This is a genomic window from Devosia sp. A369 (genome assembly GCF_054489345.1).
Genome location: NZ_JBTMWV010000004.1, coordinates 183978 through 199252, shown reverse-complemented (window position 1 = coordinate 199252; position 15275 = coordinate 183978). Strand labels below are relative to the sequence as shown.

General features: G+C 64.1%; 15 protein-coding genes. 4 read left to right on the top strand and 11 right to left on the bottom strand.

What is annotated here, in order from left to right; all coding sequences use genetic code 11:
* Positions 1–3: 3 nt before the first annotated feature.
* A complete protein-coding gene (locus ACX3OZ_RS07585; RefSeq protein WP_459097028.1) occupies positions 4–483 on the bottom strand; it encodes an Lrp/AsnC family transcriptional regulator in 480 nt (159 codons plus the stop codon).
* Positions 484–807: 324 nt separating this feature from the next.
* On the opposite strand from ACX3OZ_RS07585, the gene ACX3OZ_RS07580 reads away from it, so the two are divergent.
* Together ACX3OZ_RS07580 and ACX3OZ_RS07575 are read left to right on the top strand one after the other, a co-directional pair.
* The gene (locus ACX3OZ_RS07580; protein ID WP_459097017.1) at positions 808–2334 is read left to right on the top strand and encodes a sensor histidine kinase; all 1527 of its coding nucleotides are present in this window, start codon (positions 808–810) and stop codon (positions 2332–2334) included.
* 144 nt (positions 2335–2478) lie between these two features.
* The gene (locus tag ACX3OZ_RS07575; RefSeq protein WP_459104203.1) at positions 2479–3447 is read left to right on the top strand and encodes an IS30 family transposase; all 969 of its coding nucleotides are present in this window, start codon (positions 2479–2481) and stop codon (positions 3445–3447) included.
* A gap of 140 nt (positions 3448–3587) precedes the next feature.
* On the opposite strand, the gene cobT is transcribed toward ACX3OZ_RS07575, so the two are convergent.
* Positions 3588–4610, bottom strand: coding sequence for a nicotinate-nucleotide--dimethylbenzimidazole phosphoribosyltransferase (gene cobT / locus ACX3OZ_RS07570; protein WP_459096421.1), 1023 nt, complete (start codon positions 4608–4610; stop codon positions 3588–3590).
* A gap of 65 nt (positions 4611–4675) precedes the next feature.
* On the opposite strand from cobT, the gene ACX3OZ_RS07565 reads away from it, so the two are divergent.
* Both ACX3OZ_RS07565 and ACX3OZ_RS07560 read left to right on the top strand, forming a co-directional pair.
* On the top strand, positions 4676–5506 hold the full coding sequence (locus tag ACX3OZ_RS07565) for an adenosylcobinamide-GDP ribazoletransferase (protein WP_459096420.1): 831 nt from the start codon (positions 4676–4678) through the stop codon (positions 5504–5506).
* Positions 5507–5621: 115 nt separating this feature from the next.
* A complete protein-coding gene (locus ACX3OZ_RS07560) occupies positions 5622–6308 on the top strand; it encodes a retropepsin-like aspartic protease family protein (RefSeq protein WP_459104202.1) in 687 nt (228 codons plus the stop codon).
* Between the two features lie 142 nt (positions 6309–6450).
* Here ACX3OZ_RS07560 and dusA read toward each other — a convergent pair whose 3' ends face one another.
* From dusA to ACX3OZ_RS07515, 9 genes are all read right to left on the bottom strand, one after another.
* Positions 6451–7458: a tRNA dihydrouridine(20/20a) synthase DusA gene (gene dusA / locus ACX3OZ_RS07555; protein WP_459096429.1), complete on the bottom strand. Its 1008-nt coding sequence runs from the start codon at positions 7456–7458 to the stop codon at positions 6451–6453.
* 77 nt (positions 7459–7535) lie between these two features.
* Positions 7536–8336 carry an IclR family transcriptional regulator gene (locus ACX3OZ_RS07550; protein ID WP_459096428.1) on the bottom strand — a complete coding sequence of 267 codons (801 nt, stop codon included), beginning with the start codon at positions 8334–8336 and terminating at the stop codon, positions 7536–7538.
* Between the two features lie 40 nt (positions 8337–8376).
* Positions 8377–9573: an aminotransferase class V-fold PLP-dependent enzyme gene (locus ACX3OZ_RS07545; RefSeq protein ID WP_459104201.1), complete on the bottom strand. Its 1197-nt coding sequence runs from the start codon at positions 9571–9573 to the stop codon at positions 8377–8379.
* A gap of 39 nt (positions 9574–9612) precedes the next feature.
* Entirely contained in the window at positions 9613–10104 is a 492-nt protein-coding gene (locus tag ACX3OZ_RS07540; RefSeq protein WP_459096417.1) for a RidA family protein, read from the bottom strand.
* 16 nt (positions 10105–10120) lie between these two features.
* Entirely contained in the window at positions 10121–11092 is a 972-nt protein-coding gene (locus ACX3OZ_RS07535) for an ABC transporter ATP-binding protein (RefSeq protein WP_459096416.1), read from the bottom strand.
* The gene (locus tag ACX3OZ_RS07530; protein WP_459096427.1) at positions 11089–12096 is read right to left on the bottom strand and encodes an ABC transporter ATP-binding protein; all 1008 of its coding nucleotides are present in this window, start codon (positions 12094–12096) and stop codon (positions 11089–11091) included. The genes ACX3OZ_RS07535 and ACX3OZ_RS07530 overlap by 4 nt, the downstream gene beginning before the upstream one ends.
* Positions 12097–12104: 8 nt before the next feature.
* Positions 12105–13316, bottom strand: coding sequence for an amidohydrolase/deacetylase family metallohydrolase (locus ACX3OZ_RS07525; RefSeq protein ID WP_459104200.1), 1212 nt, complete (start codon positions 13314–13316; stop codon positions 12105–12107).
* Positions 13316–14179 carry an ABC transporter permease gene (locus tag ACX3OZ_RS07520; RefSeq protein WP_459096414.1) on the bottom strand — a complete coding sequence of 288 codons (864 nt, stop codon included), beginning with the start codon at positions 14177–14179 and terminating at the stop codon, positions 13316–13318. The genes ACX3OZ_RS07525 and ACX3OZ_RS07520 overlap by 1 nt, the downstream gene beginning before the upstream one ends.
* Positions 14179–15120, bottom strand: coding sequence for an ABC transporter permease (locus ACX3OZ_RS07515; RefSeq protein ID WP_459096413.1), 942 nt, complete (start codon positions 15118–15120; stop codon positions 14179–14181). The genes ACX3OZ_RS07520 and ACX3OZ_RS07515 overlap by 1 nt, the downstream gene beginning before the upstream one ends.
* Between the last annotated feature and the right edge of the window lie 155 nt (positions 15121–15275).

The following is a 15275-nucleotide window of genomic DNA, read 5'->3' as shown; positions in this document are numbered from 1 at the left end:
GGCCTATTTGTCGTCGTCGACAACAAGAGCAAAGTCCAGCGGCAGCGCCGTGGTGTATTTGATCTGACCCATGGCGAAAGCCGAGCTGACATCGGTCAGGTTAATCTTGCCGATGAGCTTTTTATAAAAGGAATCATAAGCGTGAATGTCAGGAACGACGACGCGCATCAGGTAATCGACATCGCCGCTCATGCGATAGAATTCGACCACTTCTGGAAATTCATCGATGACGCCGGCGAATTTGCGCATCCAGCCGTCATTATGCTCGTTGGTCTTGACCGAGACGAAGACGGTAACGCCGACATTGACCTTGACCGGATCGAGCACCGCGACGCGGCGCTGAATGACGCCATCTTCTTCCATCTTCTGGATACGGCGCCAGCAGGGGGTGGTGGACAAGCCAACCTTGCGACCGATTTCAGCCACCGGCATGGTGGCATCCTTCTGCAGCAGCGTCAGAATTTTTCTATCGATCTTGTCCAAAGCCATTTTGTCTCCAAGAAATCAGATTTCCATTTTCGGCCTAATGCAATCCGAAATTCGCTGGATACCTGCCACATTTGCGCAAGATAAGCAATAATGTTGCGCGAACCAAGTGATACGGCCCCATCCACCAATTGTTAACGCATAACCGCGAACCGGCCAAGCGCGCCAGCGCCGGCTGGCAGCATGCTGGCACTTTGCCCACACTATGCTGGCGATCTCGGCCCCGAGTTTCACCAGCCGTTAACTACGCGCTCGCTAGTGTCATAGCCGAGCGTAGCGAATGCGTTTTTTGTTCGCAGTTGAGTAATGAGTACGAGTCCCATGACGTCGCAGCCGGCTGTCATCGATGATGTCCGTTCCCAGATGGGACGAGATGGCAAGCGCACGGCGCAGAAAACCGTGCTCGATGCCCGTCAACGCCTGACCTCCAGTTCAGGTACCCGCGCCGATTTCGATTTTGAACTGATGCATGACTATGCGCAGTCCCGCCTCAATGCGGCGCTGCCGATGGCGGCGATCATTTCCATTCTCTCCATCGTCGCCAGTTTCTGGGTGCCGGTGGTGTTCACCTCGCTCTGGGCCGGGCTGGTGATCCTGAGCCTGCTGATCGTCGTGCTGATGGCGCAGCGGTTCAAAAACAGCGACCCTACCAAATTCAACGCCAGCCAATGGACCACCAGCTTTGTTGCCGGCGAAACCGTCTATGGCCTGGCCTGGTCGACGCTGGCGCTGTTTACCCTGGTGGCGCAGCCGGAGATGATGACGCCGGTGATCTTCGCCATGGTGCTGGTCAGCGTCGCCGCCAATTCGGTGGCGACCCACACCCTGCCCCCGGCAACACTGATGAGCACGCTGCCGGTGACGGTGACGGTTTCGATCAATCTGATCGCGCTGGGCGGCACGCTGAACTACACGCTGGCGGCGGTGGTGATCTGTGGCGAATTCTTCTTTGTCTATCTGGCGCGGCAGCTGCATGGCACCGAACTCGAAACCATCATGCATCAGGCCGAGAAGGATGCGCTGATCGGCGAGCTGGAAGAAGCACGGCAGATGTCGGACGAGGCAAGGCGCCATGCCGAGCAGGCCAATATCGCCAAATCGCAATTTCTCGCCACCATGAGCCACGAGCTGCGCACGCCGCTCAACGCCATTATCGGCTTTTCCGAAGTGCTGAAATCGGAGCTGCTGGGCGGCCATATGGTGCCGCAATACAAGGAATATGCCGGCGACATTCACGCCAGCGGGCAGCATCTGCTGAATTTGATCAATGAGCTGCTCGACCTCAGCCGCATCGAGGCCGGCAAATATGAGCTGAATGAGGAAGTGGTGTCGCTGGTCGATATCGCCGAGGACTGCCGCCGCATGATGGAATTGCGCGCCAAGTCCAAGGGGATCGAACTGATCTACAGCATCGGCGACAATCTGCCGACGCTATGGGGCGACGAACGCGCCATCCGCCAGGTGGTGCTGAACCTGCTGAGCAACGCCATCAAGTTTACCCCCCAGCATGGCAAGATCGTGCTGGTGGTGACGCGCAGCGGCGACGGCGGGCAATATGTGTCGGTCAAGGATAATGGGCCGGGCATCCCCGAGGCCGAAATCGAAACCGTGCTGTCGTCGTTTGGCCAGGGCTCGCTGGCGCAGAAAACCGCCGAACAGGGCGCGGGGCTTGGCCTGCCCATCGTGCAGAAGATCATGGAGCTGCATCAGGGGCGGTTCGACCTGTTCAGCAAGCTGCGCTTCGGCACCGAAGTTATTGCGACCTTCCCGCGAGCGCGGGTGATGGATGCGCTGGCCCCGGTGGTGGAGAAGAAGAATCGGCTGGAGATTTACTCCCAGGCTGGCTAGGGGCTTCGCCCCGGGCCATTGGGCTCTCCGATCTCATCCCAATCACCGTGTCACCCCGTCCTTGAGCCGGGGCCCAGCCCCAGATCTCAAGATGGGTCCCCCTGAGTTCACAAACGAAGTGCAACACCTGACACAGGTGATGCCATGTCCAGTTACCGCCAGTTATCCAGCGCCGACCGCTTCCGGATTGCCCAGCTTCTCGCCGCCGGGCAGTCGTACCGGCAAATCGCTGCAGCTCTGGATCGCCAGCCGTCGACCATCGCCCGCGAGGTGAAGCGCAACAGCGGTGTGCAGATCGGCTATCGGCCAGACTATGCCCACCAGCTCACCGCAGCCCGGCGCTGGAGCGGGGCTCGCCTCGAGCGCGACGCCGGCTTGCGCAGCATCGTGCTCGATCGGCTGGCGGCCGGCTGGTCGCCCGAGCAGGTGGCCGGTCGCCTCGCCCATGAGGCGGGTAGCCGGATCATCAGCCACGAGACCATCTACCGCTTCGTCTATGCCCAGCTCAAACGCAGCAATGATCGCCGCTGGCGCTTCTATCTGCCGCGCGCCAAATATAAGCGCGGCTGGCGCACCAAGGGCGGCTGGCCGCGCCAGGCTGGGCGCTGTTCGATCCATGACCGCCCCGCGGCCATCGCCGCCCGCAGCCAGGCCGGCCATTGGGAGGCCGACACCATGCTGTTCTCCCAAACCGGCCAAGCCATCCTGGTTGTCCATGAGCGCCACACCCGGCTCACCCTGGCACTGCGCCACGATAGCCTGAAGGCCGAGCCCGTCGCCATGGCGCTCACCGCCCTGCTCGAACCGGTGCCCAAACCCCTGCGCCGCTCCATCACCTTTGATAATGGCACCGAGTTCAACCGCCATCAGCGCATCGCCAGCCAGCTAGGTCTGGACACCTTCTTTTGCGATTCCCATGCCCCCTGGCAGAAGGGCGGGGTGGAAAACGCCATCGGCCGGCTGCGCAAAAACCTGCCCCGCCAGACCAATCTCGACAGCTTGCCGGCCGACAGCCTTGATGCCATCCTCGCGCACCACAACAACACCCCCCGAAAATGCCTCGGCTTCCGTACCCCCCGCCGAGGCCTTCATCCCGTTGCACTTCAAATGTGAATCCACCCCCGGCTCAAGGCCGGGATAACATCGGGGGTGGGGAGAGGTTGGTGGTGCCTCAGCTCTCTCTGCATGAGGTAGGCCTCCTCACCCGACCCAAAAGGGTCGACCTCTCCCCCGAAGGGAGAGGTAAAAGAGGGCTAGCCCTCTTTGCCGCTGATGGCGGCGCTGTCGAAGGTCGCCATGTTGTTGTGCAGGTGCAACGCGGTTTTGGCGAGCACGGCGGCCAGGGCCGCGCCGCTGCCTTCGCCGAGGCGCATGCCGAGGTCGAGCAGGCCTTTTTGACCCATCGCTGTGAGCGCGCGGGCGTGGCCGGTTTCGGCGGACACATGGGCGAAGAGGCAATGGTCGATGGACGCCGGATTGACGGCGTGGGCGATGGCGGCAGCGCTGGTGGCGACAAAGCCGTCGATGATCACCGGGACCTTCTGGTGGCGGGCGGCGATCAGCGCGCCGAGCATGGCGGCGATTTCGCGGCCGCCGAGGCGGGCGAGGATGGCCAGCGGGTGATCGAGCTCACCGGCATGGCGGGCCAGCGCGCGGTCGACAGCATCGGCCTTGCGGGCGAGGCCGGCATCATCGACGCCGGTGCCACGACCGACCCAATCGGCGCCAGTGCCGCCATAAAGCGCGGCGAAGAGCGCGGCGGCGACGGTGGTGTTGCCGATGCCCATTTCGCCGATGCAAATCAGATCGGGCTTACCGGCAATGGCTTCCATGCCATAGGCGATGGTGGCGGCGCACATCTTGTCGTCGAGCGCGGCTTCCTGGGTGATGTCGCCGGTGGGCAGTTCCAGCGCCAGTTCAAACACGCGCAGATTGATTTCATGCAGTGCGCAAATCTGCGAGATCGCTGCGCCGCCATTGGTGAAATTGGCGACCATCTGCGCGGTCACGTCGCGCGGGAAGGCCGAGACGCCCTGATCGGTGACGCCGTGGTTACCGGCGAAAATCGTGACCATCGGATTGTCGAGCCGGGGTTGCGCCCTGCCCTGCCAGCGCGCCAGGAATTCGACCAGGCCTTCGAGGGCGCCGAGCGAGCCGGCGGGCTTGGTCAATTGCGCATCACGGGCACGGACGGCGGCAACGGCGGCCTCATCGCCATCGGGCGCGATGGTCAGGAGCTCGATGACATCGGCGTAGGCAGGGCTGAGCGGGGGCATGGCGAGTCACGATGGTTCAGGATAGGAAGGTGCCGCCTTGTTGCCGATTGCGGGACGAAAAGCAATTGAACGCCGATCAGCCTTCCGTTGAACCCAGCGAACCAAGCGGCCCGCGCACGCCGGCTGGCGGCATGGGTTTGCGTGACGATTTCATCATGGCGCTGCGGTTTTTCTCGCGGCTGCCGACGGGCAATACGCCACATCAATTGCCTGATCTGGGACGGATCGCCATGGCGCTGCCGCTGGCCAGCGTGGCCATCGGCATCGGCCCGGCGCTGCTGCTGGTCGGGGCCAGCCTAATCGGCTTGCCGAGCTATTTTGCGGCGGCGCTGGCGGTGGCGGCGATGGTGATCGCCAGTGGGGCGATGGCCGAGGATGCGCTGGCCGATGCCGCCGACGGGCTGTTTGGCGGGCACAGCATTGCCCGGCGGCTGGAGATCATGAAGGACAGCCGGCACGGCACCTATGGGGTGGCGGCGCTGAGCCTGTTTTTGCTGCTGCGGGTGACGGCGCTGGGGGCGGTAGCCACGGTCAATCCGCTGGCGGCCGCGGCGATCTGGCTGGCGGCGAGCATTGTCGGGCGCTCCGGGGCATTGTGGCTGGCGGTGGCCTTGCCGCCGGCGCGGGTGGATGGCGCATCGGCGACGGCGGGGCAATTGCCGGGGCGGAATTTTGCCGTGGGCGCGGTGTTTGCATTGGTGCTGCTGTTTCTGCTGGCGGGGCCGGCGACCAGTATCCTCGGGCTTGGGGCGGCGTTGGTGCTGGCGCTGCTGGTGATTGCCGGCTGGACGGCATTGTGTCGGCGCCTGGTGGGCGGACAGACCGGCGATCTGATCGGGGCGCTGGGGGCGCTGGGGGAGATTGCGGTGCTGACCGGGTTGCTGGTGTTTGTGTAACTTTCACCGTGACATCGAGCGGTGGAGAGCTCCGCGACAACGGTGGTCTTGAATTTGCCCTGCTCAGCGGCTTTATCGTATTGATGGCACTTGGAAACCGGCGAGAGGCGCAGGCATGATCTTTATCGGCATTGCGCTGGTGATCGCAGTGGGCATTGCCCTGCTGATCAGCGCCGACGCGGGGAGTCTGGTGGGGCTGACGCAGGCGCAGACCGGGCAATTGATTCCGCTGCTGGTGATCCTCATCGTGTTTGCCGGCGGGCTGTTTACGCGGCGGCGCAAGGCGAGCGAGTTGCTGGGCGGGGTATTGCTGTGGGTCGGCATCTTCAGCATCGCGGCGCTGAGCTATGCCTATCGCGACGAGCTGACCGGAATTGCGGCGCGGGTGGCCGGGGAATTGCGGCCCGGCATTGCGGTGGTGGATTCGGCGCAGGGGCTGGCGACGTTCCGGCGCGGACTGGGCGGGCATTTCGAGATCAATGCCACGGTGAACGGGCATACCACGCCGATGATTTTTGATACTGGCGCCAGTGCGGTGGTGCTGACCATTGCCGATGCCGAGGCGGCGGGGATCGACACCGACGGGCTGGCCTTCACCCTGCCCGTCTCGACGGCCAATGGCACCGGGCGCGCGGCGCGGGTGCGGCTGGAGCGGATTGTGGTGGGCGGCATCGTGCGCGAGGGCGTGGTGGCGTTTGTCACCGAGAGCGGCGCGCTGGACACCAGCCTGCTGGGGATGACGTTTCTGGAAACGCTGAGCCGGTATAGCGTGACGCAGAATTCGTTGGAGTTGGCGGATTGAGTTAGCCGCAATTTTACCCCACCCACCGTGTCACCCCGGCCTTGAGCCGGGGCCCATCCACCGATCGCGCGGGTGGGGACAATCTCAGGATGGGTCCCGGCTCAAGGCCGGGATGACATCGAGGTTGTGGAGGGAGTAGCGCTTAGCTGGCTTCGGCCAGGCGCGGGCGATCCAGCGCTTCCATGGCGCGGAGCATCACGGAGGAATCGGCTCCCGGCTTGCAAGCGTCGACGCTCATGATCTGGCGGAAGTGGCGGGCGCCGGGGAGGCCGTTGGCGAGGCCCAGCATGTGGCGGGCGATGGCGTTGAGGCGGGTGCCGTGTTCGGCGGCCTGGCGGTCGGCATAGGCGGCCATTTCGGTCATCACCGCTTCGAGGGTGATCGGCGCGGCGGGGGCCTCGAAGAACAGCTGGTCGACGTCGGCCAGCAGCATCGGATTGTGGTAGGCGGCGCGGCCGAGCATGACGCCATCGGTGTGGGCCAATTCGGCGACGGCGGCGTCGATGGTGTCGAGGCCGCCATTGATCAGCACCGGCAGCGGCGTCAGGCGGGCGCGCAGGCGGTGCACGCGGTCATAATCCAGCGGCGGGATGGTGCGGTTTTCCTTGGGCGACAGGCCCTTGAGCCAGGCCTTGCGGGCATGGACATAAAGCGCGTCGACCTTGGCTTCGACCATGGCGTCGGCGAAACGGTCGAGGCTTTCCTCGATGTCTTGATCATCGATACCGATGCGGCATTTGACGGTGACCGGGCGGTCGGTGGCGTCGCGCATGGCGCGGACGCAGTCGGCGACCAGCGCGGGTTCGGCCATCAGGCAGGCGCCGAAGCGGCCGGACTGCACCCGGTCGGAGGGGCAACCGACATTGAGGTTGATCTCGGCATAGCCGAACTCTTCCGCGATCCGGGTGGCCTTGGCCAGTTCAGCCGGATCGGAGCCACCCAATTGCAGGGCGACGGGGTGTTCGGCGGCTTCGAAATGCAGATGGCGATGCGCGTCGCCATGGACGATGGCGGCGCTGGTGACCATTTCGGTGAACAGCAGGGACTCGCGCGTCAGCAGGCGATGGAGCGTCCGGCAATGTCGGTCCGTCCATTCCATCATCGGGGCTACCGAAAATCTGCGCGCAGGATAAGGCAAGGCTGGTCCCATAATTCTGGCCGTCATCGCTTCATATCGCGGATGGGGGCGCAATTGGCAAGGAACAGGCGGGGGATGGCAGCTATGCCTCAGCGCTGGCGGAGCCAGCCGAGGCGGCTTTCGACGCGGTGGGCGCTGGCGCGGACCAGGGTGATCAGATCGGGGTCTTTCTGCTGCACTTTGTGCTCGGGCACCACAATGGACATGGTGGCGTGGCAGCGGCCGGCGCGGTCGAGGATCGGCGCGGCAATGCAGGCGACAGCGAAATCGGATTCGCCGGCCTGAATGGAGAGGCCCTGCGCCAGTGCTTCATGGGCGTTGTCGGCCAGCACCTGCGGATCGGTTTCGGCCTGGCCGGTGGGCGAGACGCGGGCCGAGCGGGCGAAGATGGTCAGCAGCTCGTCTTGCGGCAGATGGCCGACCAGCAAGCGGCCCGAGGCCGTCCAGTTGAGCGGGCTGCGGGTGCCGATGCGGGAGCTGACATTGAACTGGCCGCTGCCATCTTCCATCGCCAGCACCACCATCATGTCCTGATCGCGGCCACAGATCTGCACGGTCTCGCCCGACTGGCGGGCCAGTTCGTGCATTTCCTGGGTGGCGGCGCTGAGCAGATCGAGGCTGCGGGCGTAGCTCAGGCCGTAGTGATAGAGGCGCGGCCCGAGCCAGATCTGGCCATTGCTGTCGCGGTCGAGCAGGTCTTTGGCCACCAAATCGTCGATGATGGCATAGATGGTGGAGAGCGGCGCGCCGACAGCGCGGGCGATTTCATAAGCGGTGCTCGCCTGCTCGACCTGCTGCAGATAATCGAAAATCTGCAGCGCCCGGTCGATACCGCTGGTGCGGGTCCGGCGGGCCGGCTCGGTCTGGCTGTCTATCTCGGTCACCGTCACGCTCCGGCCGCTCACCTAAAGTCCGTACCCCTCTACGCTGTCAGTCGAGCCACTTCAATATCGCGGCTTCCTGGGCCAGCCAGCGTTCGGCCAGGGGCGTGTGGATCAGCTCGTTGGAACGCTGGGCGCGCTCCAGCTCCTCGATCAGGCGTTCGGCGACAATGGCTTCCTCGTTGGGGTGCAGATTGCACGGATCGAGGAAGAAATGGCCATGCTCGGCTTCGTGGTCGCGGACGATGACCGGGCGGTCGCCGCGCGCCATGGCGCTGGCGAAATCCCAGGCGGTGATGCGGGCCAGTTCCGGGTCGATGACGACCTTGAGACGATCCAGCGGATTGTCGGTGGGATCGGGCACGATGGTGGCGGTGATGCCGGGACGGCCTTCAAGGGTTTCGACCCACAGGTCGAGCGCCTGGCGTTCGCGGGCGCGGATGCCGGCGTGATCGCGGGTCTTCCAGGCTTCGAGCGCGGCAATGACGCCGACAATGCCTTCCTTGCCGATCTTCATGCCGCGACCGATGCCACGGTTCTGCAGGTAGATATTGCGGATGAATTCCTTGTCGCCGGCGCAGATGCCCGAGGTGGGGCCGCCGAGGAATTTGTGGCCGGAATAGAGCGCGACGTCAGCGCCATCAGCGAGGAATTTGTGCAGATCGTATTCGGAGGCGGCGTCGACAATGACCTTGACGCCACGGGCGTGGCAGACTTCGGCAAAAGTCTTGAGCGGGATCTGGGCGTAGTCGACCACGTGATGGGAGACGACATAGACGGCGGCCACGGTGCGCTCGGTGATGGCGCCGGCCAGCTGATAGGCATAGGCGCTGGTCGCCTGCCCCACCGGCACGACCTTGCCGCCGGCAAGGCGGATGGCCTGTTCCACCGGTGCGCCATAGCTGACCATGTGGCCGGCCTGGATCAGCACTTCATGATTCAGCGCGCCGGTGTCGGGGAGCTGCTCGATGGCCCACAGATTATCGCCGGTGATGGCGGCAGCAACAGCGAGGCTGATCGCCGCCGAGCAGGAGGCGGTGACGAAGCCGGCTTCGGCGCCGGTCAGCTCACCAATCACCGTGCTGGCGCGGCGATGTAGATCACCCATCTCGACGAACTGGTTCAGCACGCGGGTGATGGCGTCGACGGCCTGCGGCACCACGATGGAGGCGCCCAGCGAGGTCATGGTGCCGGAGACGTTGATTACCGGGCGAAGGCCCAATTCGGCGCGAATATCCTGGGTCATTGGTTCACTCTTTATGGGCGCTGCGGAGCAATATGGGGGTTAGTCGAAGGCGACGACGGCTTCAATCTCGACGGTGATCTGGTTGGGCAGCGAGCCAAAACCCACTGCCGAGCGGGCATGCACGCCGCGCTCGCCAAACACTGCATTCATCAGGTCGGAGCAGCCATTGATGACGGCGGGATGTTCGCCGAATTCGGGCGTCGCATTGACCATGCCGAGCAGCTTGACCACGCGGCGCACGCGGCCGAGATCGCCCAGCGCGGCCTGCATCACGGCGATCAGATTGATCCCGGTGAGGCGGGCATGGGCATAGGCCTGTTCCACCGACACATCGGCGCCGACCTTGCCGGTATAGAGCGTGCCGTTGGGTTCGGTGGGGCCCTGCCCCGACAGGAACAGCAGCTTGCCTTCGACCACATGGGTGACGAAATTGGCGATCGGAGACGGCGCTTCGGGCAAGACAATGCCCAGAGCCGCCAGCCGGTCATAGGGGGTCGCATCCGGGCGCTGAACCAGCTCGGAAATGCTCATAACAGACTCCAACTAACTAAAGCTCGCCCTGGCGAATGCAGGCGACATGATGATTGCCGCCGATATGCTCGACCGGCGGGATGATGTTGGCGCAGGCGTCGATGGCCACCGGGCAGCGGGTGCGGAACACGCAGCCCGAGGGTGGATTGATCGGCGAAGGAATGTCGCCCTGCAGCGGCACGTGGGTGCGCTTGCGCGTCGGGTCCGGCACCGGCGCGGTGGCCAGCAAAGCCTTGGTGTAGGGATGGCGCGGCTGGGCATAGACCTGGCGCGAGGGGCCGCGCTCCATCACTCGACCGAGATACATCACCACGACTTCGTCGCAGAGATATTCCACGACGCTGAGATCGTGGGCGATGAACAGCATGGTGAGGCCGAGATTCTGCTGCAGCTCGCCGAGCAGGTTGAGCACCTGCGCCTGCACCGAGACGTCGAGCGCGGACACCGGCTCGTCGGCGACGATGAAATCGGGCTCGACCGCCAAAGCGCGGGCAATGCCGATGCGCTGACGCTGGCCGCCGGAGAATTCATGCGGGAAGCGGCGCGAATAGTCAGGCGACAGGCCGACCAGATTCAGCAATTCGGCGACGCGGTCCTGCCGCTGCTTCCCCCGAGGATAGCCGCGCGCGTCGAGGGCTTCGCCAATGATGGCGTCAATGCGCATGCGTGGGTTGAGGCTCGAATACGGGTCTTGAAAGACGATCTGCAGGCGCTTGCGCCACTGCTTCATCTCGCGGGCTTTCAGCGCGAAAATGTCGGTACCGTCAAAGATCGCCTGCCCCGAAGTGGGCTCGACCAGACGCAGGATCGAGCGACCGGCGGTGGTCTTGCCCGAACCGGATTCGCCGACCAGGCCAACGGTGGTGCCGCGCCGAATGTCAAAACTGACATCTTCGACGGCGTGGACGATCTGGCCGTTGCGACCGGCAAAATGCTTGGTCAGCCCACGGACGCTGAGCAGCGGGGTTTCATCGCTCGGCTGGGTCATAGCTCATGGCTCCTGATGCAGCGCGAAAAGGTTTCCGGGCCAGCCGGGATCAAAGGCGGCAGCGCGGTGCGGCAAGCCGGGATGGCCATCGAGCAACGCGGCTCAAAGGCACAGCCGGGGGGCAGATTGGTGATCGGCGGCACCGAACCGGGGATGGAATAGAGCGCGCGGCGCGCCCCATCTTTGCCCAGATCGCGGGTGGCGTCGGGGGTGCAGGCCAAGAGGCCCTTGGTATAGGGGTGGGTCTGATGCGCGAACAGCGAATTGACCGGCGCCTGTTCGACCACGCGCCCGCCATACATCACCACGACATCATGGGCGACTTCGGCCACGACGCCCAGATTGTGGGTGATGAACAGGATCGACATGCCGAACTGGGCCTGCAGCCGCTGCAGCAGATCGAGGATCTGCGCCTGAATGGTGACGTCGAGCGCGGTGGTCGGCTCGTCGGCAATCAGCAAGGAGGGATTGCAGCTCAGCGCCATGGCGATCATGACGCGCTGGCGCATGCCGCCGGACATCTGGTGCGGATAATCATCGATCCGGCGCGCGGCGTCAGGAATTTCGACGTGCTTGAGCATTTCCAGCGCCTTGGCGCGGGCCTCGCTGCGGCTCACCGGGGAATGCAAAGCGATCATCTCGCCGATCTGGTCACCCACCGTGTAAAGCGGGTTGAGCGAGGTCATCGGCTCCTGAAAGATCATGGCGATTTCGTTGCCACGAATGGCGCGGAACTGCTTGGGGGCGAATTGAGCGAGGTCGTGCACCTGTTCGGCGCGGTCGCGGAACAGGATTTCGCCACTCTCGATGCGGCCCGGCTTGGCCAGCAGCCCCATGATGGAGAGGCTGGTCACCGACTTGCCGGAACCGGACTCGCCGACCACGGCCAGGGTCTTGCCGCGCTTGAGATCGAAGGTCACGCCATCAACGGCCTTGGCCGTGGAGCGCTTGCTGACGAACCAGGTCTTGAGGTCGCGGACCGACAGGATGGTGTCGGGGGCCAGAGGTTCGCTCATGCAGGGCCCCCGCAAGTCGGGCAGCTATGGCCAGTGGCCGCCGGCTGGTGGCGACTGGCGGTGACCGCCTCGGCGCCGAGGATGGCGTAACGCGGCTCGAAGGTTTCGTACAGCGTGCTCTTGGCGCCCTGGCTGTCGGTGACGGTGAGATCGCCCTTCACCAGATCGAACAGGGTGAACTCGGCCGGCTTGCCCACAGTGAGCAGATTGTCGGCGGGCTTGTTGATGGCGCGCTTGGGGGCGGTGGAGGAGGCGATGATCACATCCTCGAATTCCATGCCGACCGAGAGCAGCTTGCTCATGGTCGTTGCCATGTCCCACACCGAGGTGTCGAGCGAGCGATTGTGCAAATCGGTGGAAATGGTATTGGGCTTGAGGCCACGCGCCAGCGCTGCCTTGCCCACATCGAAGGAGAAGGACGCACCGCCATGGCCGACATCGAGGATGATGCCGCGCTTGGAGGCTTCTTCGGCGAGGTTGTAGAGATCCTCATCTTCGATGATGGAGCCGCCCTGCTTGCCGTTGAAGCAATGGGTGACGATATCGCCCTCGGTCAGCAGACCCAGCACGTCATCATAGAGCGGGGGCGGCTCGCCGACATGGACCATGACCGGCAGATCGAGCACGCGGCTGAGCTTTTTCGCCAGCTTGAGCGGCACCAAATCCCAGCCGCCGGAAATCACCGCGCTGGCGCGGACCTTCAGGCCGACGATAACGTCGCGGTTTTCCTTGATCACGGCAATGGTGCGGTCGATGTCGATCGAGCGCATGTCCTGCAATTCGGTCACCCGGTTGCAGGCGACCAGACCGATGGAGCCCAGATTGAGGAAGGCGTAGATGTTCTCGCGCGCCGGCTCGATGATGAATTCGCGCAGACCGTGGAAATTGGCTTCGCCGGCGGAGCCCGCATCAACGATGGTGGTGACGCCGCGCGCTGCGCCGCCCTGCTCGGGGCGGATGGAAATATCGGTGCCGCCATACCAGACGTGGGCGTGCAGATCGGTCCAGCCGGGCGAGATGAAGGCGCCGTTGGCTTCTACCAGTCTGGCGCTGTCGGCGGCGATATTGGCGCCGACATCAAGGATCGCGCCATCGGTAGCCACCAGCACGTCGAGGACGGGCGGCAGGCCGGGCTGGGCGAAGCCGATGGGCTTGGCGCCCTTGATCAGCAGGTTCTGGGCTTGGGGTTTGAAGCGGTTATCGAACATCAGACATCCTTGGCGAGGCGCGGATCGAGGAAATCGCGCAGACCGTCGCCGACGAGTTGCAGAGACAAAACGGTGATAATGATGGCGCCGCCGGGGAACCACATGATCCAGGGGGCCTGTTCCATATATTGGCGACCGACCGAGATCATGGTGCCCCAGGTGGGGATATCGGGCGAGATGCCGACACCGAGGAAGGAGAGACCGGCCTCGGCCAGAATGGCGTTGGCGAAGATGAAGGTGGCCTGCACCAGCAGCGGCGAGGTGAGGTTGCGCAGCACGTGGCGCACCAGGATCACCGGGGTCGGCACGCCCAGCGCACGAGCCGCTTCGACATAGGGCAGTTCGCGGATCACCAGCGTCGAGGCGCGCACGACGCGGGCCAGACGCGGGGCATAGACCACGCCCAGCGCGATCACCACGTTATTGGCCGAAGCCCCCAAAGCCGCCACCAGCGCGATGGCCAGCAGGATATCGGGGAAGGCCATCATGGCGTCGATCAGGCGCGACACCGGGGTATCGAGCTTGCGGAAAAAGCCCGACATCAGCCCGAGAAACACGCCGATGATCGAGGCGAAGATCACCACCGCGAAGCCGACCAGCAGCGAGGTGCGGCCGGAATAGAGCACGCGGGTGAGCACGTCGCGGCCCAGATCGTCGGTGCCGAACAGATGGAGCAGGCTGGGGCCCTGCATACGGTCACGCACGGCCAGCTTGGCTGGGTCATAGGGGGAAATCCACGGCGCCAGCAGGGCCAGCACCACAAAGACCACCACCACGATCAGCCCGACCATGGCGGCGGGGCGGGTTGCCAGCTTTTGCAGCAGATTGGGTTCGCGCAGGGCGGGAGCAGCAATGGTACTCATTAGTAACGCACCCGCGGGTCAACGATCAGATACAGCATGTCGATGGCGAAATTGACCAGCACATAAAGCCCGGCCACCACCAGCAGCGCGCCCTGAATCACCGGGTAATCGCGGCGCAGCACGGCGGAGACGATGAGGCTGCCGACGCCGGGCAGGCTGAACACGGTTTCGGTGACGATGGCGCCGGAAATCAGCAAAGCGGCGGTGAGGCCGATGACGGTCAGGATCGGGATCAGCGCGTTCTTGAGCGCATGCTTGACCACGACGCGCCACTCGCTCATGCCCTTGGAACGGGCGGTGCGGACGTAATCATCATTGAGCACGTCGAGCATGGAAGCGCGGGTAAAGCGGGTGATCAGCGCCGAGCTGACCAGACCCAAAGTGACCGCCGGCAGCACCAGATGGTTCATGCGGGTGCCAAAACTGGCGCCGGGACCGCCATAGCCGGAGGTATCGAACCACCCCAGCTTGACCGCAAACATTTGCATGAAAATCAGGCCAAGCCAGAAGCTGGGAATGGAGGCGGCGAACATGGCGAGCGCCGTGGCGGCCTGATCGAACACCGAACCGCGCCAATAGGCCGACAGCACGCCCACCGGCAGCGCGATCAGCGTGGCGATGGCCAGCGAGAAAATGGTGAGGAAAAATGTCGGCTCGGCGCGCTGCATCAGCGCTTCCGTCACCGGCATGTTGAGAAAGATCGACTGGCCGAAATCGCCGCGCAATATGCCGCCGACATAGCTGAGAAATTGTTCGGGGATCGAGGCGTCGAGCCCCAGGCGCTGGCGCAGGCTGGCGATATCGGCAGCGGTGGCATCGGGTCCGAGCATCACGGCGGCAGGGTCACCGGGGGTAACACGCACAATGACGAAGACGATGGTGACCACCAGCGCCATCACCACCAGCATGCCGAAGATGCGATTGAATGCGGAGCGGATCATGAGATTGGTTCGGTTCCTGCTGAAAGCGTTGCAAACCACTATGTCATCCTGAGATCGCGCCCGCTCGGGCATTTCAGGATGGGCCCCGGCTCAAGGCCGGGGTGACATCGGGGTTGTGGCACGTTCAAAAACAATCCCGCCGCGGCCAGAGCCGC

Excerpts from the sequence above, each read along its gene's own strand:
- ACX3OZ_RS07580 (WP_459097017.1), top strand. The coding sequence starts at position 808 with ATGACGTCGCAGCCGGCTGTCATCGATGATGTCCGTTCCCAGATGGGA.
- ACX3OZ_RS07575 (WP_459104203.1), top strand. The coding sequence starts at position 2,479 with ATGTCCAGTTACCGCCAGTTATCCAGCGCCGACCGCTTCCGGATTGCC.
- cobT (WP_459096421.1), bottom strand. The coding sequence starts at position 4,610 with ATGCCCCCGCTCAGCCCTGCCTACGCCGATGTCATCGAGCTCCTGACC.
- ACX3OZ_RS07560 (WP_459104202.1), top strand. The coding sequence starts at position 5,622 with ATGATCTTTATCGGCATTGCGCTGGTGATCGCAGTGGGCATTGCCCTG.
- dusA (WP_459096429.1), bottom strand. The coding sequence starts at position 7,458 with ATGGGACCAGCCTTGCCTTATCCTGCGCGCAGATTTTCGGTAGCCCCG.
- ACX3OZ_RS07545 (WP_459104201.1), bottom strand. The coding sequence starts at position 9,573 with ATGACCCAGGATATTCGCGCCGAATTGGGCCTTCGCCCGGTAATCAAC.
- ACX3OZ_RS07540 (WP_459096417.1), bottom strand. The coding sequence starts at position 10,104 with ATGAGCATTTCCGAGCTGGTTCAGCGCCCGGATGCGACCCCCTATGAC.
- ACX3OZ_RS07535 (WP_459096416.1), bottom strand. The coding sequence starts at position 11,092 with ATGACCCAGCCGAGCGATGAAACCCCGCTGCTCAGCGTCCGTGGGCTG.
- ACX3OZ_RS07525 (WP_459104200.1), bottom strand. The coding sequence starts at position 13,316 with ATGTTCGATAACCGCTTCAAACCCCAAGCCCAGAACCTGCTGATCAAG.
- ACX3OZ_RS07520 (WP_459096414.1), bottom strand. The coding sequence starts at position 14,179 with ATGAGTACCATTGCTGCTCCCGCCCTGCGCGAACCCAATCTGCTGCAA.
- ACX3OZ_RS07515 (WP_459096413.1), bottom strand. The coding sequence starts at position 15,120 with ATGATCCGCTCCGCATTCAATCGCATCTTCGGCATGCTGGTGGTGATG.